Source organism: Streptomyces sp. NBC_00090, from assembly GCF_045160815.1.
In the GTDB taxonomy this organism is placed as follows: Bacteria; Actinomycetota; Actinomycetes; order Streptomycetales; family Streptomycetaceae; genus Streptomyces.
Genome location: NZ_CP108224.1, coordinates 4,578,707 through 4,600,518, shown reverse-complemented (window position 1 = coordinate 4,600,518; position 21,812 = coordinate 4,578,707). Strand labels below are relative to the sequence as shown.

The window sequence follows — 21,812 nt, the reverse complement described above, 5'->3', positions numbered from 1 at the left end:
TCTAGTGAGCGTCGGCGATGTGGTGCGTACCGATGCGCTTACGGAACACCCAGTAGGTCCAGCTCTGGTAGAGCAGCACCAACGGGGTCGCGATCGCCGCGCACCAGGTCATGATCTTGAGCGTGTAGGGGCTCGACGACGCATTCGTCACGGTAAGGCTCCACTCGGGATTGAGCGAAGACGGCATGACGTCCGGGAAGAGCGCGAGGAAGAGCATCGCCACCGCGGCGGCGATCGTCACCCCCGAGAGCGCGAACGACCAGCCCTCGCGCCCCACCTTGATGGCACCGATCGCACCGACCAGCGCCACCACCGCGACCAGCATCGCCGCGAGGCTCCAGCTGTCCCCCGTGTCGACCTGGGTCCAGATCAGGAAGACGAGGGCGAGCACGGCCGTGACCAGGCCCAGCTTGAGCGCGAGCGCCCGGGCCCGCACCCGGATGTCACCGACCGTCTTGAGCGAGGCGAAGACCGCGCCGTGGAAGGTGAAGAGGGTGAGCGTGACCAGACCGCCGAGGAGCGCGTACGGGTTGAGGAGGTCCCAGAGGGTGCCGACGTACTCCATCTCCGCGTCGATCTTCACGCCCCGGACGATGTTGCCGAAGGCCACGCCCCAGAGGAGCGCGGGGATCAGGGAGGTCCAGAAGATGGCCTGCTCCCAGTTGCGCTGCCAGTTCTCCTCGGGCCGCTTCGCCCGGTACTCGAAGGCGACACCCCGGACGATCAGGCAGACCAGGATGATCAGCAGCGGCAGGTAGAAGCCGGAGAAGAGCGTCGCGTACCACTCGGGGAAGGCGGCGAAGGTCGCGCCGCCGGCGGTGAGCAGCCACACCTCGTTGCCGTCCCAGACGGGACCGATCGTGTTGATGAGGACCCGCTTCTCGACCCGGTCACGGGCGAGCAGCTTGGTCAGGATGCCGATCCCGAAGTCGAAGCCTTCGAGGAAGAAGTAGCCGATCCAGAGGACGGCGATGAGTACGAACCAGACGTCGTGGAGTTCCATGCCTCGATCTCCTGAGCCTCAGTACGAGAAGGCCATGGGCCGGTCGGGGTCACGGGAGTCCCCGCCGATCTTGGTGGGCGGATTGAGGTCGTCCTCGGTGAGCTCCGGCGCTCCCGCCTTGACGTACTTGACGAGGAGCTTGACCTCGATCACTGCGAGGACGGCGTAGAGGGCGGTGAAGACGATCATCGAGGTGAGCACCTCGGCCTGGGAGACACCGGGGGAGACCGCGTCCCGGGTGCGCAGCACGCCGTAGACGACCCAGGGCTGACGGCCCATCTCGGTGAAGATCCAGCCCCAGGAGTTGGCGATGAGCGGGAAGACCATGGTCCAGAGGGCGATGATCCAGTACCACTTGGTGAAGCGGGGGCTGAGCGCCTTCCGCTTGAACAGGACCAGGTTCGGCACCTCGTCCTCACCGGTCCGCATCCCCGGCGCCAGCATGAACTTCTTGCGGGTCAGCCAGAGGCCGAGCATCCCGATGCCCAGCGAGGCCATGCCGAAGCCGATCATCCAGCGGAATCCCCAGTACGCGACGGGGATGTTGGGCCGGTAGTCGCCGGGGCCGTACTTCTCCTGCTCGGCCTTGTTGACGTCGTTGATGCCCGGGACGTACGAGCTGAAGTCGTCGTTCGCGAGGAAGGACAGCAGTCCCGGGATCTCTATGGCGACACTGTTGTGGCCCTTGTCGACATCGCCGTAGGCGAAGATCGAGAAGGGAGCCGGCGCCTCGCCGTCCCAGAGCGCCTCGGCGGCGGCCATCTTCATGGGCTGCTGCTTGAACATGACCTTGCCGAGCAGGTCACCGCTGATGGCGGTGCCGAGGCCGGCGATGATCAGCGTGATCAGGCCGAGCCGCAACGAGGTCCGCATGATCGGGATGTGCTTCTTGCGCGCCAGGTGGAACGCGGAGATGCCGACCATGAACGCGCCGCCTACCAGGAAGGCCGCCGTCATGGTGTGGAAGAACTGGGTGAGGGCGGTGTTCTGGGTGAGCACCTGCCAGAAGTCGGTGAGCTCCGCCCGGCCGCGCTCCTCGTTGATGCGGTACCCGACGGGGTGCTGCATCCAGGAGTTCGCCGCGAGGATGAAGTAGGCGGAGAGGATGGTGCCGATCGACACCATCCACATGCAGGCGAGGTGGATCCGCTTCGGCAGCTTGTCCCAGCCGAAGATCCACAGGCCGATGAACGTGGACTCGAAGAAGAAGGCGATGAGCGCTTCGAAGGCGAGCGGGGCACCGAAGATGTCGCCGACGAACCGGGAGTAGTCGGACCAGTTCATGCCGAACTGGAACTCCTGCACGATGCCGGTGACGACGCCCATGGCGATGTTGATGAGGAAGAGCTTGCCCCAGAACTTCGTCGCCCTGAGGTACTTCTCCTTCTCGGTCCGTACCCAGGCGGTCTGGAGACCGGCAGTGAGCGCGGCGAGGGAGATCGTCAGCGGGACGAAGAGAAAGTGGTAGACGGTGGTGATGCCGAACTGCCAGCGCGCCAGGGTCTCTGGCGCAAGAGCGAGGTCCACGTCGTTTTCTCCTTACATCGCCGTGGTCACATCGGCAGTTTGCCCCGTTAATCCCACCAATTAAGGGATGAACCGGGACACGCTTGTGAACGCGTTCACATTCACAAGCATTATGGCTCATACGAAATCCGTACCGTCAGTCGGGGTCCCCCCGCCGAGGGTCACCCCTTCCCGGGATCTTCAACATATTGTTGAATCCGGGGCATGGCCCTTCGGATACTCATCTCCTGGCCGGCCGGACACACCACGGCCACCCTTGAGGAAACCCCCACGAGCACGGCGCTCGCGGGGGTTCTCCCGATCTCCTCCACCGCCCGGACCTGGGGCGAGGAGGTCTACTTCGACACACCGGTCTCCGTCCCCGTCGAGGACGGCGCCCGCCAGGTCGTGGACCCGGGCACGGTGGCCTTCTGGACGGACGGCGACGCTTCCCCTCGCTTCGCTGGGGAGACCCCAAGCCCTCCCCTACGGCCCGACCCCGTTCTCCCGGGGTGACGAGTGCCGGCTCGCGAGCCCCTGCAACCTCCTGGGCGCACTGGACGGCGACCCCCGGATCCTGGCCACCGTCAGGGACGGCGACCCGATCCGCGTGGAGCTCGTCGACTGACCGACCCGGTCGCCGGCCGACCCACCCGGTGGACCAGGGCCTATCCGACCCTGATCCGCCGGACACGCCCTAGCCCTGGCGGAAGCCCTCCGCCGCCTTCAGGAACAGGTCGTTCGCCTCGGTCTCACCGATCGTGACGCGCACGCCCTCGCCCGCGAACGGCCGCACCATCACGCCGTGCCGCTCGCACTCCGCCGCGAAGTCCAGCGTCCGCTCACCGAGCCGCAGCCAGACGAAGTTCGCCTGGGTGTCCGGCACGGTCCAGCCCTGGGCCACGAGCCCCGCACGGACCCGCTCGCGCTCGGCCACCAGCGAGCCGACCCGCCCGAGCAGTTCGTCCTCGGACCGCAGCGAGGCCACCGCCGCGTCCTGCGCCAGCTGGCTCACCCCGAACGGGACCGCCGTCTTGCGCAGCGCCGCCGCCACCGGCTCGTGCGCCACCGCAAAGCCGACCCGCAGCCCCGCCAGGCCGTACGCCTTCGAGAAGGTACGGAGCACGGCGACGTTCGGCCGGTCGCGGTAGAGCTCGATGCCGTCGGGGATATCGGCGTCGCGGACGAACTCCCGGTACGCCTCGTCGATCACGACCAGGACGTCGGAGGGCACCCGGTCGAGGAAGCGCTCCAGCTCGGCCCTGCGGACCGCGGTGCCCGTGGGGTTGTTGGGGTTGCAGACGAAGATCAGCCGGGTCCGGTCGGTGATCGCGTCGGCCATCGCGTCGAGGTCGTGCACCTCGCCGTCGGTGAGCGGCACCTGCACCGAGGTGGCACCGCTGATCTGCGTGATGATCGGGTACGCCTCGAAGGAGCGCCAGGCGTAGATCACCTCGTCGCCCGGGCCCGAGGTGGACTGGAGCAGGGACTGCGCCACCCCCACCGAGCCGGTGCCCGTCGCCACGTGCGAGACGGGCACGCCGAAGCGGTCGGCGAGCTCCTGCGTCAGGCCGGTGCAGGCCATGTCCGGGTAGCGGTTGAAGTTCGCGGCGGCCGCCAGCGTGCTCTCCATGACCCCGGGCAGCGGCGGGTAGGGGTTCTCGTTGGAGGACAGCTTGAAGGCCACGGGTCCGCCCGCCGCGGCCGGCTTGCCCGGCTTGTAGGTGGGGACGCCGTCCAGCTCGGCGCGCAGCTTGGGGCTGCTGGTGCTCGTCCCGCTGGTCTCGCTCACAGTGTGGCCTCCTCGACCGTACGTACCGCCAATACTCCTCACCTTATGAGGATTCGCCTCCGCTGCGAATGGCCTGTGGACAACAGGAGGGACACGCTGTGGACACCGCCCCGATCCGTCCCGTGGGGAAGGCCGCGCGGCAGGTCATGAGGAAGATCATGAGAAAGGGCATGAGGAGGGCCGCGAGAAAGGCCCTGGGGAGGGGGAGCGCGGGGCTGGGTGGCGCGCGCCGGTGGCGGGCGCCGTGGCGCGCATCCCCCGTAGAGGTGAGTTGAGACCTCTTCGAGACCTCGCACCCTCGCCAGGCCTATGCGGTTCGACAACCACAGGTCGCATGGCAGAACCTGCAACTACCTTGGATTCCTTGCCCATTGGGCGTTTTCGATCATGCAGAAACGTGCCTGTCAATGCCTGCATATGCGGCCGTCCCGACCACCCCTCATCGCCCTACTATCGGCTCGCCATGACAGCAGCAGGGAAGCACCAGGTGAGCCGGGCACAGACCCGGGGAAGCCGGCAGGGCCGGGCAGGCATCCGGGACGTGGCCGCCGCCGCCGGGGTCTCCATCACGACTGTCTCCGACGCGCTCAACGGCAAGGGCCGACTCCCGGACGCCACCCGCCGCCACGTCCGCGAGGTCGCCGACCGGCTGGGCTACCGCCCATCCGCGGCGGCCCGCACGCTCCGTACGGGTAAGTCGGGACTCATCGGCCTGACCGTGACCACGTACGGGGATGAACCTTTCACCTTTACCGAATTCGCCTACTTCGCGGAGATGGCCAGAGCCGCCACATCGGCCGCACTCGCCCGGGGCTACGCCCTGGTCATCCTCCCCGCAACCTCCCGCCATGACGTCTGGTCGAACGTCGCCCTCGACGGCACCGTCGTCATCGACCCCTCCGACCACGACCCGGTCGTCACCGAACTGGTCCGGCAGGGCCTCCCCGTCGTCTCCGACGGACGCCCCGCCGGCACCCTTCCGGTCACCGCCTGGGTCGACAACGACCACGAAGCCGCCGTCCTCGATCTGCTCGACCACCTCGCCGACGCCGGCGCCCGCCGCATCGGCCTCCTCACCGGAACCACCACCGACACGTACACCCGCCTGTCCACCACCGCGTACCTCAACTGGTGCGAGCGGGTGGGCCAGGATCCCGTCTACGAGGCCTATCCGGCGCACGATCCGTGCGCGGGCGCCGTCGCGGCCGACCGGCTGCTCGCCCGCCCGGACCGACCCGACGCCGTGTACGGCCTCTTCGACCCCAACGGAACCGATCTGCTCGCGGCCGCGCGCCGCTACGGGCTGCGCGTACCGGAGGACCTGCTGCTGGTCTGCTGCAGCGAGTCCACCGTCTACGCCACCACCGAACCGCCCATCACGACGCTCTCCCTCAAGCCACGCAGGATCGGCACGGCCGTCGTCCAGCTCCTCATCGACGCCATCGAGGGGATCGACACCGACGGTCCGGTCGAGCAGGTGATACCGACCGAACTCATCGTCCGCACCTCCTCCCAGCGGCGCTCGCCGCGCACCACGGTCAGCCCGCCGCGCTCACCCGCGAAGGACTGAGAGAGGTCCGACAAAGGACCTGCCGAGGACCCGCCGAGGACCGACCGAGGGCTCGCCGCCCCTCGCCGCCTTCGCCCCTGCCCGTGGGCGGAGGCGGCGAAACCGAGCACCACACGGGCCCAACCCTGGACTGGACCTTCTCAATTCGGGCGAAACAACCGGTGAACCCGGAGTGGACCCGGATTCACCACCCCTGGTGCGTCACACAGGAGGACGCTCATTCCTATGATGGGCGGACGACACCGCGGACCACCCCGACCAGGCCGGTCCGCGATGTGCAGGGCATCGCGACGGTGGTGGAGGGGTCCATGACTCAGGGGGCCGGGCAGGAGCCCGTGGCGCGCACGGCGACATTGCGTGACTTCCGAGTACCGCCGTACGCCCGCGTGCCCGTACAGGGCCATGCCACCGAACCGTCGTCCACGGAGCCGTCGCCGACGCCCCCGTCGGCCGCCGAGCACCTTCCCCCCGTCGCACCGTCGCCGGTCGAAACCGTGCCCGTCGCACCGTCGCCGGTCGAAACCGTGCCGGTCGAGGCCCTGGTGGCCCCGCCCATGCCGACCACCGCACCCGCGCAGGCCGTCGAGACGGCACCGAGCGGGGCTCTCCCCGTCGTCGGCGCACCCGCCCCCGCGCCCGTACCCGCCGACCCGACCCTGCTCCTGGGCCGCCGCGTCGCCCCCGCGTACCCCGGTACGGCCGGTTCCTCCATCGTCTCCGTCGCCACCGGCCACCCCGGCAGCGCCTTCCCCGAGGGCCGGCTCCCGGAGGGCTACACCCCGACCGAGCGCGACCTCCCCGTCATCAACCGCGGCGACACCCTCCAGGTCCAGGTCACCGCCGCCTCCACCGCGGCCGAGCCCGCCGCCGCGACCGGCGAAGGACCGGGGCCCCTCTACGTCGTCGGCGACGTCCACGGGTACCTCGACGAGCTCGTCGCCGCCCTGCGCGCCCAGGGCCTCGTCGACGAGAACGGCGGCTGGGCCGCGGGCAACGCCCGGCTGTGGTTCCTCGGCGACTTCACCGATCGCGGTCCCGACGGCATCGGCGTCATCGACCTCGTCATGCGCCTCTCCGCCGAGGCCGCCGCCGCCGGCGGCTACTGCAAGGCCCTCATGGGCAACCACGAGCTGCTGCTCATCGGCGCCAAGCGCTTCGGCGACACCCCGGTCAACTCGGGCGCGGGCACGGCCACCTTCCAGGCCGCCTGGCTGCTCAACGGCGGCCAGAAGCACGACATGGACCGGCTGCAGGACGTCCACCTCCAGTGGATGTCCCGGCTCGACGCCGTGGTCCTGGAGGACGACCACCTCCTCCTGCACTCCGACACCACCGCGTACCTCGAATACGGCGAGACGATCGAGGACGTCAACGACACGGTCCACGAGATCCTCAACCGGAGCGACGCCGACGAGGTCTGGGACGTGTTCCGGAAGTTCACCAAGCGCTTCGCCTTCCGCGACGAGGGCGGTCCGCAGGCCGTCCAGGAGCTCCTCTCCACCTACGGCGGGCACCGGATCGTGCACGGCCACAGCCCCATCCCGTACCTCCTCGGCCAGGTCGGCACGGAGGAGAGCGAGGGCAACGGTGGCCCGATCGTCGACGGACCCCATGTGTACGCGGACGGGCTCGCGATCGCCATGGACGGCGGCGTGACGATGGCCGGAAAGTTGCTGGTCGTCCAACTCCCCCTGAACGGCTGACGCATAACCCTGCGCATCCGGGGAAGGCGATTTCCGGAAACACCCTGTCAGGTCGTGGCGTCACCGCAATACCATCGGACCATCCGTAGCAGGCTCTCCTCCGTTTCCGCCCGACCAGCCGTTCTCCACGGTTGATCCGGGCCTGCGGAGCATCGGGGGATGCACATGAACGTGGCTCCGTACCTGCTGACCGAGGACCGCGCCGAGTACGAGCGGGTCCTCGACGACGCACTGAGCACCGCCCACGCACGTCCTGATCTCGCCGGAGCCGGGACACGGCTCACGGTCGCGCAACTGCGCTCCATGGCCCTGAACGCGACAGCGCTGATCACCTCAGCGGCGTCGAGCGAGTACGACCACTTCGTGAAGGTCCGCGAGCAGAGCCGTATCGCCGTCGCCACCCGCGTCCCCGCCCCGCAGGACGGCTCCGGCGCGGGGATCGTCGCGATCGTCACCGTGATGGTGCCCGTCCTCGCGGGGGCGGCCGCCTTCATCTTCGTACTGGTCGGCGCGGTGCTGCACGCCATGGCGCCCACCGTGGCGTTCGGCGCGACGCTGCTGACGGCCGGTCTGGTCTTCGGTGCGGTCGCCGCCGCCGGCCTGCTCTGCGCGGCCGCCGGTCTCCTCCGGACGGCCCTGCGCAACAGCCCGACCGCGACGGTCTCGGCTTATGCGCCCACGACCGAGCCGGACGACGAACTGTCCCGCGCCCGGGAGGCCTGGCGCCGCGCCCTGCTCGAACGCGGCGTCCTCCCGTTCCTCCGCGACGCACTCGCCGCCATCACACCACCGAGCACACCACCCGGCGCACCAACGATCGGACCGCAGTCCGGACCCCAGGCCGTGCCGCAGTCCGGCCCCACGGATCCGCCCGGCCCCTGACAACGGCAACGGCCCGCGACTCCCCCGTGGGTCGCGGGCCGTTACCGGTTCAGTGGCTGCCGAGGTCACTCCGCCAGCGGCAGGTAGACACGGCTCCCGCTCGCCGCGAACTCCTTCGACTTCTCCGCCATACCGGCCTCGATCTCCTCCTGCGTTCCGCCGTGCTCACGCCGGATGTCCTGGGAGATCTTCATCGAGCAGAACTTCGGACCGCACATCGAACAGAAGTGCGCGGTCTTGGCGGGCTCCGCCGGCAGCGTCTCGTCGTGGAACTCCCGCGCCGTGACCGGGTCGAGCGCCAGGTTGAACTGGTCCTCCCAGCGGAACTCGAACCGCGCGTCCGAGAGCGCGTCGTCCCACTCCTGGGCGCCCGGGTGCCCCTTGGCGAGGTCCGCCGCGTGCGCCGCGATCTTGTACGTGATGACGCCCGTCTTCACGTCGTCCTTGTTGGGCAGGCCCAGGTGCTCCTTGGGCGTGACGTAGCAGAGCATCGCCGTGCCCCACCAGGCGATCATCGCCGCGCCGATGCCGGAGGTGATGTGGTCGTAGGCGGGCGCCACGTCCGTCGTCAGCGGGCCGAGGGTGTAGAACGGCGCCTCCTCGCAGATCTCCTGCTGGAGGTCGATGTTCTCCTTGATCTTGTGCATCGGGACGTGGCCCGGGCCCTCGATCATCGTCTGCACGTTGTGGCGCTTGGCGATCGTGTTCAGCTCGCCGAGCGTGCGCAGCTCCGCGAACTGCGCCTCGTCGTTGGCGTCCGCGATCGAGCCGGGGCGCAGACCGTCGCCGAGCGAGTACGTGACGTCGTACGCCGCGAGGATCTCGCAGAGCTCCTCGAAGTTCGTGTAGAGGAAGTTCTCCTTGTGGTGCGCGAGGCACCAGGCGGCCATGATCGAGCCGCCGCGCGAGACGATGCCGGTCTTGCGGCGCGCGGTGAGCGGCACGTACGGCAGGAGCACGCCGGCGTGGACCGTCATGTAGTCGACGCCCTGCTCGGCCTGCTCGATGACCGTGTCCTTGTAGATCTCCCAGGTCAGGTCCTCGGCCCGGCCGTCGACCTTCTCCAGGGCCTGGTAGAGCGGCACGGTGCCGATCGGGACGGGGGAGTTGCGCAGCACCCACTCGCGGGTGGTGTGGATGTTGCGGCCGGTGGACAGGTCCATGACCGTGTCGGCGCCCCACTTGGTCGCCCAGGTCATCTTCTCCACCTCCTCCTCGATGGAGGAGGTGACGGCGGAGTTGCCGATGTTGGCGTTGACCTTCACCAGGAACCGCTTGCCGATGATCATCGGCTCGATCTCCGGGTGGTTCACGTTCGCCGGGAGCACGGCGCGGCCCGCGGCGATCTCCTCGCGTACGACCTCGGGGGAGACGTTCTCGCGGATCGCGACGTACTCCATCTCCGGGGTGATCTCCCCGCGGCGGGCGTACGCGAGCTGCGTCACCGCCTGGCCGTCGCGGCCGCGGCGCGGCAGGCGCGGGCGACCCGGGAAGACGGCGTCGAGGTTCTTCAGCCCACCGCCGCGGGGCGAGGTGTGCTTGATGCCGTCGTCCTCGGGGCGGACGGGACGGCCCGCGTACTCCTCGGTGTCGCCGCGCGAGATGATCCAGTTCTCGCGCAGCGGCGCCAGGCCACGCCGTACGTCGGTGTCGATGGTGGGGTCGGTGTACGGACCGGACGTGTCGTACAGCGTCACGTCCTTGCCGTTGGTGAGGTGCACCTGTCGGACCGGCACCAGGAGGTCGGGGCGCGAGCCCTCGACGTACCCCTTGTGCCAGCCCGGCGTGCGGCCTTCCTGGTCGGAGGCAGGCGTGCGTGCATCCTGAATGGTCATGAGACCGATCTCCCTACGCCGGCATTACCCGGTAACAGGTTCGGCGGTCGGCGCAGCCTCTTCCCGTACGTGCGTACGGTGATCAGCGCCCTCTCAGCCCGGTGCTCCGAGCTCCCGCGTGTGCAAAGGTGTCACCACGCTAGCGTCATCCCTGGCGTGCTGAACAGTGGGCCCCCCACCGTTCTTGCGATGATCGGTCGGTGACTTCCCCCCAGCAGCCCCCCGAGCCGCACGGCCACGTCCCCGGTCCCGACCACGGGCACGGGCACGATTCCGGTCCCTCCCACGGGCACGGGCACAGCCACAGCCACGGCCCCGCGGCCCCCGTCTCCCGGCATCTGCGCAGGGTCATCGCCGCGATCCTGATCCCCTTCGCCACCGCCGTCGTGGTCGGGCTCGTGGTCCTGTGGCCAGGCGGCACCCCGGCGCACGAGCGCACCGGCGTCGGCTTCGACCGGCAGACCGAGCAGGGCAAGGTCGTCTCCGTCGAGCAGGTCGACTGCAAGGACGTGAACGCCGGCCAGGTCCCGCCGACCGGCGACACCTCCACGCCGGAGGGCCGCGAGGCGGTCAACGCCCAGCAGGGGCAGTGCGAGAAGGCGACGATCGAGGTCACCAGTGGCCCGGAGAAGGGGCGTACGTTCATCGAGATCGTGCAGCCCGACGCGCCGCGCCAACTGGACGAGGGGCAGGGCGTGGTGGTGGCGTACGCCCCCGACGCCCCGCGCGACCTGCAGTACTCGGTGACGGACGTGAACCGGAAGGTCCCGATGGCGGTGCTCGCCGGGATCTTCGCCCTCGTGGTCGTGGCCGTCGGCCGGATGCGGGGCGTGATGGCGCTCATCGCGCTCGCCGTGAGCTTCCTGGTGCTGACGCTCTTCATCCTGCCGGCGATCCTGGCGGGCTCGAACCCGCTGGTCGTGGCGGTGGTCGGGTCGAGTGCGATCATGCTGATCGCGCTCTACATGTGCCACGGGCTCTCGGCCCGCACCTCGGTCGCGGTCCTCGGCACGGTGATCTCGCTGCTGCTGATCGGTCTGCTCGGTTCGCTCTTCATCGAGTGGGCCTCGCTCAGCGGCAACACCGACGACAACACCGGCCTGATCCACGGCCTGTACCCGGAGATCGACATGTCCGGGCTGCTGCTCGCGGGCATCATCATCGGTTCGCTCGGCGTGCTCGACGACGTGACCGTCACCCAGACCTCCGCGGTCTGGGAACTGCACCAGGCCGACCCGCGCATGGGGCCGCGCGCGCTGTACCGGGCCGGGATCCGTATCGGCCGCGACCACATCGCCTCGGTCGTGAACACGCTGGTCCTCGCCTACGCGGGTGCCGCACTGCCGCTGCTGCTGCTCTTCTCCATCGCGCGGAGCAGCATGGGCACGGTGGCCAACAGCGAGCTGGTCGCCATGGAGATCGTCCGAACGCTGGTCGGTTCGATCGGCCTGGTCGCCGCCGTACCGGTCACGACGGCCCTCGCGGCGCTGGTGGTCTCCGCCGACCGGCCGGAGCCCGACACCGGCGACATGAAGCCGCGGGCGGCGACACGGGGTGGTCGGCGCCGTCGCGCGAAGTGAGTGGCTCCCGGCACAGGGTCCGGGTGAGGGCGGGTTCGTACCGCACCCGCACCCCGCACCCGTATGCGTGCTCGTAGTCATGCCCGGGCCCGTACTCGTACTCGTGCCCGTGCCCGTACTCGCAGTCGTGCCCGTGCTCGTGCTCGGTGTAGCTCCGGTCGCCCTGCCGACTGAGGTCAGCCGGCGTTCTCCTCTGCCAGAATCCGGCCGAGTGCCGCCTCCAGGTTGTCCTCGAAGTCACCGAGTGTCCGTTCCTGACCAAGCGGAACCAGTTTGTCCGTGCGGTCGAGGAACGCGACCAGCGGCGGCGCACTGGCCCGGAACAGGGCGCGGTCGCCGCCCACCTGGAGCCGGATGGAGACGTCCGAGAGCCCCTCGGGGTCCGTCGGAGCGATGTGCACATCACCGTCACCGCTCGGCCTGTTGATCCCGTCGAGCAGCAGTTCCCTGCCGAACGCCCAGGTCACAGGCGCGTCCCCGGGGAGGTGGAAGGTCATCCGCACCGCGTAAGGATCCCGGGTCTCGTATCGCAGCTCGACTGGGATCTTGAAGGAGAGCTCCTCGGAGACGAGGAAGCTCATCAGGACCTCGGCCTGAACCGACTCTCGCATCATGTACCCCGCAGTAGATGAAGCAGTTGTGTAAACACAGCTGCTGAAAGCTGTGACCGAAACGGCCAGGAATGATCCCTCGTGGCCCTCTTGACGCAATCGTGCTGTAAGCGCTAGCAGATCACAAGGAGTGATTTTTCAGATACTGATAGAGAACGCGAGTGAACTGAAGAGCCTTCCGATCTCCGTACGTAGCCGCTCGACTGCTGGGAGCAACCGTTCTTCCTGGTGAAGGGGGAGGGAAATGGCCATCGCGGCCGCCGCGGAGCCCGCTGTGATGGGGATAGCAGCACAGACCGTGCCCAGCGCATATTCTTGACGCTCCACCAGGGGCTCCATTCGCCCCAAACCGCCCAAACGATCCAAAAGGACACGGCGATTACGCACCGTGTACGGAGTAATGGCTTCCACCGGGTGGCGGTCAAGGTGGTCTTGACGAGACTTCGGATCGAGTTGGCTCAGCAGGCACTGCCCGATCGCATGGGCGTGCGCGGTCTCGCGGAAGTCGGCCCATTCCTCCACCGCGGGGGCCGAGGGAGTGTCCGCGACAGCGACGAGCTCGATCTCCCCCTCGCGATAGAGGGCGAAGTACACCGGCACACCGATCTCGTCCCGCCAACGGGCAAGGGAGTCTTCAACCTTGATGCGACGATTCTGCACAGCTCCGCCGCCGGCCAGTCGGACGGCGGCGTCGCCAAGGACGAACACACCCTTCTCGCGGAGCAGATAGCCCTCGTGCGTCAGGGTGCGAAGCAGGTGGTACGTGGTGGGCAGCGGAAGGCCCGTCTCACGGGCGAGCTGCTTGGCCGGGGCTCCGTCCGGATGGGAGGCGACGGCCTCCAGGAGTCTCAGCGCTCGCTGAACCGAACCGATCAGGGTAGGCGCAGCCGCTTGCGTAGCCGTGGCCAAAGGTCACCCCCAGGCGTGACGACGGATGCATTGCACCCGCCCGCGGGGGCCGCCCCCGCGCGCCCGCCGGGCCTGGGAAACCGCTGGTCAGTAGGGAGGTCTACGCCTGTAGTCCCCAACACGGCGGAGGGATTCCACTGTAGTGGCAGGCCTTGGGGCACCGCCCTGATTCCGCCCCTGCGTTCCCCCGCCCGGGCTAATGCCCGCCTGTCGGCTTCGTACCGCTCGGTAGCTTGTGCTACCAGTCCTCACGCGAGCCGGCGGAGGCCTTGAACTTCCGCACGACGTAGATCAGTCCGGCGACGAGGGCCACGAAGAGCAGCACCTTGAACAGCAGCGCGACGACGATCGTCAGGACGCTGGTGATCAGTCCGCCGAAGACCAGCAGGGCGAGGGCGGGTATGGCGACCCACTTCACCCACCAGGGCATCCCCGCGAGAATCTCCTGTACGGCCATGGTCCCTACCTCGCTCTCGATGATCCGTTCCGCGCACTCCGCGCCGAACACCCTCAAGGCTAGGGGCGGAAGATGGCTCATGGGGGCCCTGCGGCCCCCGCTCTCCCCTGATCCGCCCCCTAGGGGGTCGCCTCCTCGTCAGGGCTCAGCTCTCCGGGTCTCGGCTCTGCGGGTCTCGGCTTCCCGAGACGGGCTCCCCCCGGGACTCAGCCCTCAGGAGGGTCAGCCCTCCGGAGGGGAGAAGACCACCAGGACCCTCAGGTCCTCGCTGATGTGATGGAACTTGTGCGCCACCCCGGCCGGCACGTAGACCACACTGCCCCGCGCCACCTGCGTCGTCTCGTCCCCGACCGTGATCGCCGCACGGCCGCTCACCACGAAGTAGACCTCGTCCTGGCCGTGCGGCTGCTGAGGGTCGAGTTCGCCGGCATCGAGCGCGTACAGGCCCACCGACATGTTCCGCTCCCGCAGGAACTGCAGATAGGCGCCCTGGTTCGCGGCACGCTCCGCCTCCAGTTCGTCCAGCCGGAATGCCTTCATCGCCTGTCCGCCCCTGCCATTGACCCGATCATGTCTGCCACGATCAGACACATGATGAATTTCGTAGTCAAGACGCTCGCCAACGCGGGCGCCCTGGGAGTCGCCATCTGGCTGCTCCAGGACATCACCCTGACCGGTGAGAGCACCGGCAAGAAGGCCCTGACCCTCATTCTCGTCGCCCTGGTCTTCGGTCTTGTGAACATAGTGGTCAAGCCGATCGTCAAGCTGCTGACGCTTCCGCTCTTCGTCCTGACGCTCGGCCTGATCACCCTCGTGGTCAACGCCCTGATGCTGCTCCTCACGTCCTGGCTGGCCGAGCAGTTCGACCTCAGCTTCCACGTGGAGGGCTTCTGGACCGCGGTCGTGGGCGGCCTGATCATCTCCGTCGTCTCGTGGGCGCTGAACGTCGTCCTCCCCGACGGCGACTGAGTTGGGAACCGATGTGAGGACCCCGCCCTACCGCGTCTGCTTCGTCTGCACCGGCAACATCTGCCGCTCGCCCATGGCCGAGCACGTCTTCCGCCGCCGGGTGGAGGAGGCCGGGCTCGGTGGAGCGGTGGAGGTCGACAGCGCCGGGACCGGCGGCTGGCACGAGGGCCACGGCGCCGACCCCCGGACGGTCGCCGTCCTGGAGGACAACGGCTACACCTCGACGCATACGGCCCGGCAGTTCCGGGCCTCCTGGTTCCCCGCCCTCGACCTGGTGATCGCGCTGGACGAAGGGCACGTCCGGGAGCTCAGGGCGCTCGCCCGCACCCCGGAGGAAGCGGCGAAGATACGACTGCTGCGCTCCTACGACCCGGCCGCGCGGGACGGACTCGACGTCCCCGACCCGTACTACGGGGGCCGGGAGGGCTTCGAGGAGTGCCTGGAGATGGTGGAGGCCGCGAGCGAGGGACTGCTCGCGGCCGTACGTACGGAAGTGGAGGAACGGACAACGTGACCGACCAGGCGAAGGGCCCCGAGCGGCCGACGGCCGACAGGACCGGGGCCGGCGGGCTCGGGGACGGCACTCTCGCGGTGCGGGCCGGGCTTCCCGAGCCGGTGAAGTACGAACCGACCCTGCCGGGCCCGGTCTTCGCCGCCCACTTCCATCTGCCGGGCGAGCCGACCGGCCCGTACACCTACGGCCGCGACGAGAACCCCACCTGGACCCATCTGGAGCGGGCGATCGGCGAGCTGGAGGCACCGGGGGAGGAGGGCGTCGAGACGCTGGTCTTCGCCTCCGGCATGGCGGCGATCTCCGCCGTCCTCCTCTCCCAGCTGAAGGCCGGCGACGCGGTGGTGCTGCCGACCGACGGCTACCAGGCCCTGCCCCTGCTGCACGAGCAGCTGAGGGCGTACGGCGTCGAGGTCCGCACCGCGCCGACCGCCGGCGACGGACAGCTCGCCGTCCTCGAAGGAGCCCGGCTGCTGTGGATCGAGACCCCGTCCAACCCCGGGCTCGACGTCTGCGACATCCGCCGCCTGGTGCGCGAGGCGCACGCCGTGGGCGCGCTCGTGGCCGTCGACAACACCCTCGCCACCCCGCTCGGCCAGCGGCCCCTCGCGCTGGGCGCGGACTTCTCCGTCGCCAGCGACACCAAGGGCATGACGGGGCACGGCGACGTCCTGCTCGGGCACGTGAGCTGCCGCGACCCCCGGCGGGCGGCGGAGGTACGGCGCTGGCGCAAGGTCGTCGGCGCGATCCCCGGCCCCATGGAGGCCTGGCTCGCCCACCGTTCGCTGGCCACGCTCCAGCTTCGGATCGACCGTCAGTGCTCCACCGCCCTGGCCCTCGCGCACGTCCTGGCGGACCGCGACGACGTGACCGGGCTGCGCTACCCGGGACTGCCCGGCGACCCCTCTCACGCGGTGGCCGCCCGGCAGATGCGGCGCTTCGGGCCGGTGGTCTCCTTCGAGCTGGCGGACCGGAAGCGGGCCGAGCGGTTCCTCGAGGAGCTGCGGCTCGTGGACGACGCCACCAGCTTCGGCGGCGTGCGCTCCACGGCTGAGCGGCGCGGACGCTGGGGCGGGGACGCGGTCGCGGAGGGCTTCATCCGTTTCTCGGTGGGAGCCGAGGATCCGGAGGATCTGATCGCCGACGTCCTGCGGGCCCTCGACGAGGCCGCGGCCGCCGGCTGAGACCGGGCCGATCGTGCCTGGTCGGTCGCTCCTGGTCGGTCGCGCCTCACGGGTCGCGCCTGGTCGGCACCGGGCGCGCGGAACGGGGCGCTCCGAGCCTCCCCCCTCGTGGCTCGGAACGCCTCGGTTCCACGCGCGGAGACCGCCTGAACAAGGCTAGTTGACTGTGCGTCAGTGTCCAATCACGGTAGCGACAGAGACCTATCGACTTATTTATAGTTGGACGGTCCTGAGGCGCAGTCAGCCGACCGCCTGAGTCGAACGGCCGCACGGCCGGGAGGGGGCGGACATGGATCTGGCCCTGTTGCGCACGTTCGTCGCGGTGCACCGGGCCGGCTCCTTCACCCGCGCCGCCGCACTTCTGGGCCTCTCCCAGCCCGCCGTCACCAGCCAGATCCGGACGTTGGAGCGGCAACTGGGCAGGCCGCTCTTCCTCAGACAGGCCCGGGGGGTCACGCCGACCACGATCGGCGACGAGCTCGCCCACCGGGCCGCGCCCCATCTGGACGCCCTGGTCGAGATCGCCGAGACCGGCCTCGACGAGGAGAGCGGTGTCCGTACCCTCCATGTCGCCGGGCCCCCGGAGTTCACCGCGCTCCGCGCGCTGCCCGCCCTCACCCCGCTGGTCGGCCAGGGGCTCGCCGTACGGGCCACCTTCCTCGGCAACGCGGAGGAGATCCTCGACGGGCTCGCCGCCGGCCATCACGATCTGGCCCTCACCCCCGCCCGCCCGCGCGGCGGCCTCTTCGTCGCCACCCCGCTCTGCGACGAGGAGCACGTCCTGGTCGCGGCCCCGCGCTGGGCGGCCCGGCTCTCCCCGGAAGTACTGCTCCGCAAGAGGGCGGTGGTCCTGGAACAGCTCCCGGTGGTCGAGGTCCACGAGTCCCTGCCGTTCGTCTCCCGCTACTGGGCGGCGGTCTTCGAGACCAAGCCGGCGGCGGCCGCGACGGTGATCGCCCCCGACCTGCGGGCCGTACGGGACTCCGCCGCCTCCGGGGCCGGGCTGGCCGTCCTGCCGCGCTATCTGTGCGAGGAGGCACTGGCACAGGAGCGGCTCGTGGCACTGCTCGATCCCCCGGTGCCTCCGCTGCGGACCTACTTCCTGGTCGTGCGCACCGGCACCCTCTCGCTCTCGCACATCGCGCGGGCCCATGAGGCTCTCTTGCGAGCCGCAGTGGACTGGTGAGTTTCAGGACACCGCGTACGGGCCATTTTCTTCCCATGAACGAACGGCCCGTGATCAAACGCACCGCACGCGCCATCCTGCTCGACGGGGACGACCTCGTCCTCATCAAGCGCACCAAGCCGGGGATGGATCCCTACTGGCTCACGCCCGGCGGCGGCGTGGAACCCACCGACACCACGGTCGTCGAGGCCCTGCACCGCGAGGTGCACGAGGAGCTCGGCGCCAAGATCACCGATGTGGTGCCCTGCTTCGTCGACACCATCGAGCACATCGTCGACGGCGGGGTCTCCGGGGTAAAGGTCCAGCACTTCTTCGTGTGCCGGCTCGAATCCATGGACCCGTCCCTGCGGCACGGCCCCGAGATCGACGAGCCGATCGGCGAGTACGAGATCGTCCGGGTGCCGTTCAGCCGGGTCGGCATCGCCGCCGTCCATCTCGTCCCGCTCTCCCTACGCCACTACCTGGACGGCAACATCGAGGGAGTCCGCGCCATGCACGCCCCCGACCTGGGCTGATCGGGGCTCGTGGAGCCGAGCTCCGCCAGGAAGTCATGCCGGATGCGGTCCGGGGGGACACCCGCGCCGCGCAGGGCGTCGACCCCGCGGCGCACCATGCCCAGCGGGCCCGAGAGATAGGCGTCGCGTTCCTCCCAGGACCCGTAGCGGCAGACGGCGTCCGGGAGGCGCCCCTGCTCTTCCGTGACCGGATGGACGGCGAGCCAGGGGAAGGTCTTCTGGAGTCGCAGCATCGTGTCGATGTCGTAGAGGTCGTGATCGCTGCGCGCCCCGTAGAAGACGTCGACCCGGCGCCGGTCCCCGTGCTCGGCCACGTCCTCGACCAGGGCCTTGATCGGCGCAATCCCGGTGCCACCGCCCAGACAGAGCAGGCCGCTGTCGGTGGAGTGGTCGACCGTCATGGAGCCGGCCGGCGGGCCGAGGCGCAGGATGTCCCCGGGGCGCGCCCGGTGGACCAGCGCGTTGGACACCCAGCCCGCCGGGACCGCCTTCACGTGGAGGGAGAGCAGCCCGTCGGGCCGGGGCGCCGAGGCGAAGGAGTAATGGCGCCATATCCGCGGCCACCAGGGGGTCTCCAGCGTCGTGTACTGCCCCGCGAGGAAGGGGTACGGCCGGTCGGACCGGAGGGTGACGACGGCGACGTCGGGGGTGCGCAGGTCATGGGAGACGACCTCGGCCTGCCACCAGGCGGGCGCGTGCTGCTCGTTCTCCGCCGCCGCGTCGATCATGACCTGGGAGATCGTCGTGTACGTACGGACCCAGGCCGCTTCGGTCTCCTCGTCCCAGCTCTTCGTGGCGTACCGGACGAGCGCCCCGATGAGGGCCTCGCCGACGGCCGGGTAGTGGGCGGCCCTGGTGCCGTACTTGCGGTGCCCCCGGCCGAGGTTCTCCAGATACGCGGTGAGGACCGGTACGTCGTCCAGATGCTCGGCCGCCGTCAGGAGGGCGTTCATAAGCCGGTCCCGCTGGGTGTCCATGGCCGCGGGGAACATCTCGCGCAGCTCCGGGTGCCGGACGAAGAGCAGGGCGTAGAAGTACGAGGTCATCCGGTCGGCGACGGGGGCGATCTCGGCCAGGGTGCGGCGGACGAGAAGCGCGTCGGGGGAGGTGTGTTCGGGGGAGGCGTGTCCGGGGGAGACCTGCTCGGGAGACGCCGCTGCGGGTATTCGGGCCTCCGTCCCGTCCGTCGTGCTGCTCGGAGCATCCATCATGTGCCTCGCCTCGCGCTGGCCGGCTTCCGTGCTCGCAGCATGACGCCCCGAGCCCCGCTTCGGACGGAAAGAGGCGTTCTCGGGGACATAGGGTCGGCTTTCTGGCTAAGCTGCGCCGTTTCGGACCAACTCGTAGGCCTCGCGCAGGTCTCCTCCGCTGTAGCTGTGCCGGGCGAGCCCGGCAAGATGGTGGTCCGCGTTCACGGCCACGGTGTTTCGCACGACCGCGAAGAGCGCGGCATCGGACATCGAGTCCCCGTAGGCCACGCAGTCGGCCCACTCCACCCCGTACTCCGTGCAGAGCTCTCGGGCGATCCGCACCTTCGCCGCCGCGTCGAGGATGCCGGGCCGGTGGATCGGCTCGGTGAAGGGGACTACGGGCCAGCGCGAACCGTGCACCGTGTCGACGCCCCAGTCGAGCAGCCGCTCGACGAAGAAGTCGGGCGAGAGGGAGATGACCGCACAGCGCTCGCCCCGGCCGCGGATGTCGGCCCAGACCTCGCGGATGCCTGCCAGCCAGGGCGCCCCCTCGAAGGCCGCCCCTACCTGCTCGGGGGTGAGCGCGGTCCAGAGCTCGCGGGCCCGCACGGCGAACTCGTCCGGAGTGAGCCCCCGTAGGAACCCTTCCTCCAGTGCGGCGATCTCCTCCGCGAGACCCAGCTGCCGGGAGATCTCCACAGCGGCAGCCGAACCTCGGATCAGCGTGCCGTCGAGATCGAAGAGGTGCAGTCTGCCGTCTCGGGGCCGGGGTCGGGGTTCCACGGTTTCTCTCGGTTTCACGTGAAACATCGTCCGCATCCCATGGGATGGAAGCAACGCCGCCTCAGGACATCGGCCAGATCCCGTAAAGCGGTGGACGGAAGATCACCCCGTCGGACAGCCTGAGAGGATGCCGACTCTCCCCTCCTCTCTCGCTCAGCTCCCCATCCGGCGCCTCACCGCGGACGACCTCCTCGCCTGCGCCGACCTCTCCGAGAACCGGGGGTGGCTGCGCGAAGAACACAAGTGGGGCCATCTGCTCACCGCGGGCACCGGCTACGGCATCGACGACCCGACCGGCAGCGGACTGCTCACCTGTTGCGTGGTCACCTCGTACGGCCCGGGGCTCGCCGCCATCGGCATGGTGCTCGTCGCCGAGCAGTACGCACGCCAAGGGGTGGGACGCCGCCTCATGCGGCACATCCTGGCGGAGACCGGCGACACCCCGCTCACCCTGTACGCCACGGCCAACGGCCAGCCTCTCTACGAGCAGCTGGGCTTCGTGGAGACAAGCCGGGCCGAGATGGTGTGCGGGCGGTTCACTTTCACCACGCCCGCCCCGGACGTTCCCGTCCGCCCGGCGACCGCGGAGGACCTCCGGGCGATCCTCCGGCTGGACCGCGAGGTCTTCGGCCTCGACCGCACGCACATCATCACGCGACTCCCCGCGTTCGCGGACCACCTGCGGGTCGCGGAGGAGGACGGGGAGATCACGGGCTTCGCGGCGGCCTGGCCCAACATGGACACCCACGTGGTCGGACCGCTGATCGCCAAGGACCCGGCCACGGCAAAGGCGCTGATCGCCTCCCTGGCCGCGGCCACCGACCGGCCGCTGCGCACGGACATCGACACACGCCACACGACCCTGCTGAGCTGGGCGAAGGAGAACGGCATCGACTCGATCGCCACCACCGCCCTCATGGTCCGCTCTCTCCCGGATCTCCCTGGCGACTGGCGCCGCCGCTTCGCACCCCTGACCGTCGCGGCGGGGTAAGCCCGGCGCCGCCCGGCCCTGGAGGCGCCCGGAGCGGGCCCGAGGTGCGCCCGAGGGAAGATTTACTTGCACACGCGCATTATTGCGTTGCATCGTCTACCCTGGTTCGTGAGCCGCCCGGGCGCCGAGTCAGAGACCGAGGAGAGACCATGACCGCGACGGACCCCGCACTCACCGCGCTCTCCCAGCGCTGGTGCGCCCTCTCCCTGCTCCACGGCAGGATCGAGTCCCACATCGAGCGCGCCCTGGAGTCCCGGCACGGTCTGAGCGTCCGCGAGTACTCGCTCCTCGACGTCCTCAGCCGCCAGCACAGCGGCCCCGGCGGCCACCTCCAGATGAAGCAGGTCGCCGACGCCGTCGTGCTCAGCCAGAGCGCCACCACCCGGCTCGTCACCCGGCTGGAGGACCGCGGCCTGCTCACCCGGTACCTCTGCGCCACCGACCGGCGCGGCATCTACACCGATGTCACCGAGGCCGGCCAGAAGCTTCTCGAAGAGGCCCGTCCCACCAACGACAGCGCGCTGCGCGAGGCCCTCGACGAGGCCGCCAAGAACCCCGAGCTGGCTCCTCTGGTCCAGGTCGTGGAGGGCGTGGGCGTCACCGTCTGACGCGGACGCCGGGCCGGAGTCCGCACG

21 protein-coding genes, 1 pseudogene and 1 riboswitch are annotated in these 21,812 nt (G+C 69.6%); of the genes and pseudogenes, 12 read left to right on the top strand and 10 right to left on the bottom strand.

Annotation, left to right across the window (positions count from 1 at the left end; all coding sequences use genetic code 11):
* Position 1: 1 nt before the first annotated feature.
* Positions 2 to 1,003 carry a cytochrome d ubiquinol oxidase subunit II gene (gene cydB, locus OG361_RS20500; RefSeq protein ID WP_405855560.1) on the bottom strand — a complete coding sequence of 334 codons (1,002 nt, stop codon included), beginning with the start codon at positions 1,001 to 1,003 and terminating at the stop codon, positions 2 to 4.
* 18 nt (positions 1,004 to 1,021) lie between these two features.
* Positions 1,022 to 2,530, bottom strand: a complete 1,509-nt coding sequence (locus tag OG361_RS20495) for a cytochrome ubiquinol oxidase subunit I (RefSeq protein ID WP_405855558.1) — start codon at positions 2,528 to 2,530, stop codon at positions 1,022 to 1,024.
* 204 nt (positions 2,531 to 2,734) lie between these two features.
* Between OG361_RS20495 and OG361_RS20490 the strand changes: the two are divergent.
* A pseudogene (locus OG361_RS20490) lies at positions 2,735 to 3,137 on the top strand (cyclophilin-like fold protein).
* Positions 3,138 to 3,206: 69 nt separating this feature from the next.
* Here OG361_RS20490 and hisC read toward each other — a convergent pair.
* Positions 3,207 to 4,301: a histidinol-phosphate transaminase gene (gene hisC, locus OG361_RS20485; protein ID WP_384569183.1), complete on the bottom strand. Its 1,095-nt coding sequence runs from the start codon at positions 4,299 to 4,301 to the stop codon at positions 3,207 to 3,209.
* Positions 4,302 to 4,764: 463 nt separating this feature from the next.
* Here hisC and OG361_RS20480 point away from each other — a divergent pair, with 463 nt between their 5' ends.
* The 3 genes from OG361_RS20480 to OG361_RS20470 all read left to right on the top strand — a co-directional run bounded on the left by OG361_RS20480 (position 4,765) and on the right by OG361_RS20470 (position 8,456).
* Complete coding sequence (locus tag OG361_RS20480; protein ID WP_055642419.1) at positions 4,765 to 5,871, top strand: LacI family DNA-binding transcriptional regulator; 1,107 nt, start codon at positions 4,765 to 4,767, stop codon at positions 5,869 to 5,871.
* A gap of 308 nt (positions 5,872 to 6,179) precedes the next feature.
* A complete protein-coding gene (locus tag OG361_RS20475) occupies positions 6,180 to 7,574 on the top strand; it encodes a metallophosphoesterase (RefSeq protein WP_405855555.1) in 1,395 nt (464 codons plus the stop codon).
* Positions 7,575 to 7,733: 159 nt separating this feature from the next.
* Positions 7,734 to 8,456 carry a hypothetical protein gene (locus OG361_RS20470; RefSeq protein ID WP_405855553.1) on the top strand — a complete coding sequence of 241 codons (723 nt, stop codon included), beginning with the start codon at positions 7,734 to 7,736 and terminating at the stop codon, positions 8,454 to 8,456.
* 65 nt (positions 8,457 to 8,521) lie between these two features.
* Here OG361_RS20470 and thiC read toward each other — a convergent pair whose 3' ends face one another.
* Entirely contained in the window at positions 8,522 to 10,291 is a 1,770-nt protein-coding gene (gene thiC / locus OG361_RS20465) for a phosphomethylpyrimidine synthase ThiC (RefSeq protein ID WP_405855551.1), read from the bottom strand.
* Positions 10,285 to 10,419, bottom strand: a riboswitch (TPP riboswitch). It overlaps the preceding gene by 7 nt.
* A 72-nt stretch (positions 10,420 to 10,491) precedes the next feature.
* On the opposite strand from thiC, the gene OG361_RS20460 reads away from it, so the two are divergent.
* Entirely contained in the window at positions 10,492 to 11,871 is a 1,380-nt protein-coding gene (locus OG361_RS20460; protein WP_405855549.1) for a YibE/F family protein, read from the top strand.
* Between the two features lie 176 nt (positions 11,872 to 12,047).
* Here the strand turns inward: OG361_RS20460 and OG361_RS20455 are convergent, their stop codons facing one another.
* The 4 genes from OG361_RS20455 to OG361_RS20440 all read right to left on the bottom strand — a co-directional run bounded on the left by OG361_RS20455 (position 12,048) and on the right by OG361_RS20440 (position 14,388).
* A complete protein-coding gene (locus tag OG361_RS20455; protein WP_405862355.1) occupies positions 12,048 to 12,482 on the bottom strand; it encodes an SsgA family sporulation/cell division regulator in 435 nt (144 codons plus the stop codon).
* 138 nt (positions 12,483 to 12,620) lie between these two features.
* Entirely contained in the window at positions 12,621 to 13,391 is a 771-nt protein-coding gene (locus tag OG361_RS20450) for an IclR family transcriptional regulator (RefSeq protein ID WP_405855547.1), read from the bottom strand.
* A 238-nt stretch (positions 13,392 to 13,629) separates the two neighbouring features.
* On the bottom strand, positions 13,630 to 13,848 hold the full coding sequence (locus OG361_RS20445; RefSeq protein ID WP_405855545.1) for a DUF5326 family protein: 219 nt from the start codon (positions 13,846 to 13,848) through the stop codon (positions 13,630 to 13,632).
* A gap of 222 nt (positions 13,849 to 14,070) precedes the next feature.
* Positions 14,071 to 14,388 (bottom strand): cupin domain-containing protein, encoded by a 318-nt coding sequence (locus OG361_RS20440; RefSeq protein WP_384569204.1) that lies wholly within the window; start codon positions 14,386 to 14,388, stop codon positions 14,071 to 14,073.
* A 51-nt stretch (positions 14,389 to 14,439) separates the two neighbouring features.
* Between OG361_RS20440 and OG361_RS20435 the strand changes: the two genes are divergently transcribed.
* The 5 genes from OG361_RS20435 to OG361_RS20415 all read left to right on the top strand — a co-directional run bounded on the left by OG361_RS20435 (position 14,440) and on the right by OG361_RS20415 (position 18,213).
* Positions 14,440 to 14,817 carry a phage holin family protein gene (locus OG361_RS20435; RefSeq protein ID WP_384569207.1) on the top strand — a complete coding sequence of 126 codons (378 nt, stop codon included), beginning with the start codon at positions 14,440 to 14,442 and terminating at the stop codon, positions 14,815 to 14,817.
* Between the two features lie 13 nt (positions 14,818 to 14,830).
* The gene (locus OG361_RS20430; RefSeq protein WP_405855542.1) at positions 14,831 to 15,331 is read left to right on the top strand and encodes a low molecular weight protein-tyrosine-phosphatase; all 501 of its coding nucleotides are present in this window, start codon (positions 14,831 to 14,833) and stop codon (positions 15,329 to 15,331) included.
* Positions 15,328 to 16,512 (top strand): cystathionine gamma-lyase, encoded by a 1,185-nt coding sequence (locus OG361_RS20425; protein WP_405855540.1) that lies wholly within the window; start codon positions 15,328 to 15,330, stop codon positions 16,510 to 16,512. Before OG361_RS20430 ends, OG361_RS20425 begins: the two co-directional genes overlap by 4 nt.
* 289 nt (positions 16,513 to 16,801) lie before the next feature.
* A complete protein-coding gene (locus OG361_RS20420) occupies positions 16,802 to 17,698 on the top strand; it encodes a LysR family transcriptional regulator (RefSeq protein WP_405855538.1) in 897 nt (298 codons plus the stop codon).
* A gap of 35 nt (positions 17,699 to 17,733) precedes the next feature.
* On the top strand, positions 17,734 to 18,213 hold the full coding sequence (locus tag OG361_RS20415; protein ID WP_384569218.1) for an NUDIX domain-containing protein: 480 nt from the start codon (positions 17,734 to 17,736) through the stop codon (positions 18,211 to 18,213).
* On the opposite strand, the gene OG361_RS20410 is transcribed toward OG361_RS20415, so the two are convergent.
* Positions 18,156 to 19,421 carry a globin domain-containing protein gene (locus OG361_RS20410; protein ID WP_405862353.1) on the bottom strand — a complete coding sequence of 422 codons (1,266 nt, stop codon included), beginning with the start codon at positions 19,419 to 19,421 and terminating at the stop codon, positions 18,156 to 18,158. The two genes, OG361_RS20415 and OG361_RS20410, sit on opposite strands and share 58 nt — an antisense overlap.
* A gap of 108 nt (positions 19,422 to 19,529) precedes the next feature.
* A complete protein-coding gene (locus tag OG361_RS20405) occupies positions 19,530 to 20,213 on the bottom strand; it encodes an HAD family hydrolase (protein ID WP_405855536.1) in 684 nt (227 codons plus the stop codon).
* 100 nt (positions 20,214 to 20,313) lie between these two features.
* Here OG361_RS20405 and OG361_RS20400 point away from each other — a divergent pair, with 100 nt between their 5' ends.
* Positions 20,314 to 21,177 (top strand): GNAT family N-acetyltransferase, encoded by an 864-nt coding sequence (locus tag OG361_RS20400; RefSeq protein ID WP_405855534.1) that lies wholly within the window; start codon positions 20,314 to 20,316, stop codon positions 21,175 to 21,177.
* A gap of 149 nt (positions 21,178 to 21,326) precedes the next feature.
* Positions 21,327 to 21,785 carry a MarR family transcriptional regulator gene (locus OG361_RS20395; RefSeq protein ID WP_317597235.1) on the top strand — a complete coding sequence of 153 codons (459 nt, stop codon included), beginning with the start codon at positions 21,327 to 21,329 and terminating at the stop codon, positions 21,783 to 21,785.
* Positions 21,786 to 21,812: the final 27 nt, after the last annotated feature.

Bases quoted from the DNA above. Each gene is read 5' to 3' on its own strand.
- cydB (WP_405855560.1), bottom strand. From the start codon at position 1,003: ATGGAACTCCACGACGTCTGGTTCGTACTCATCGCCGTCCTCTGGATC.
- OG361_RS20480 (WP_055642419.1), top strand. From the start codon at position 4,765: ATGACAGCAGCAGGGAAGCACCAGGTGAGCCGGGCACAGACCCGGGGA.
- OG361_RS20475 (WP_405855555.1), top strand. From the start codon at position 6,180: ATGACTCAGGGGGCCGGGCAGGAGCCCGTGGCGCGCACGGCGACATTG.
- OG361_RS20470 (WP_405855553.1), top strand. From the start codon at position 7,734: ATGCACATGAACGTGGCTCCGTACCTGCTGACCGAGGACCGCGCCGAG.
- thiC (WP_405855551.1), bottom strand. From the start codon at position 10,291: ATGACCATTCAGGATGCACGCACGCCTGCCTCCGACCAGGAAGGCCGC.
- OG361_RS20455 (WP_405862355.1), bottom strand. From the start codon at position 12,482: ATGCGAGAGTCGGTTCAGGCCGAGGTCCTGATGAGCTTCCTCGTCTCC.
- OG361_RS20445 (WP_405855545.1), bottom strand. From the start codon at position 13,848: ATGGCCGTACAGGAGATTCTCGCGGGGATGCCCTGGTGGGTGAAGTGG.
- OG361_RS20440 (WP_384569204.1), bottom strand. From the start codon at position 14,388: ATGAAGGCATTCCGGCTGGACGAACTGGAGGCGGAGCGTGCCGCGAAC.
- OG361_RS20435 (WP_384569207.1), top strand. From the start codon at position 14,440: ATGATGAATTTCGTAGTCAAGACGCTCGCCAACGCGGGCGCCCTGGGA.
- OG361_RS20420 (WP_405855538.1), top strand. From the start codon at position 16,802: ATGGATCTGGCCCTGTTGCGCACGTTCGTCGCGGTGCACCGGGCCGGC.
- OG361_RS20415 (WP_384569218.1), top strand. From the start codon at position 17,734: ATGAACGAACGGCCCGTGATCAAACGCACCGCACGCGCCATCCTGCTC.
- OG361_RS20410 (WP_405862353.1), bottom strand. From the start codon at position 19,421: ATGGATGCTCCGAGCAGCACGACGGACGGGACGGAGGCCCGAATACCC.
- OG361_RS20405 (WP_405855536.1), bottom strand. From the start codon at position 20,213: ATGTTTCACGTGAAACCGAGAGAAACCGTGGAACCCCGACCCCGGCCC.
- OG361_RS20400 (WP_405855534.1), top strand. From the start codon at position 20,314: ATGCCGACTCTCCCCTCCTCTCTCGCTCAGCTCCCCATCCGGCGCCTC.
- OG361_RS20395 (WP_317597235.1), top strand. From the start codon at position 21,327: ATGACCGCGACGGACCCCGCACTCACCGCGCTCTCCCAGCGCTGGTGC.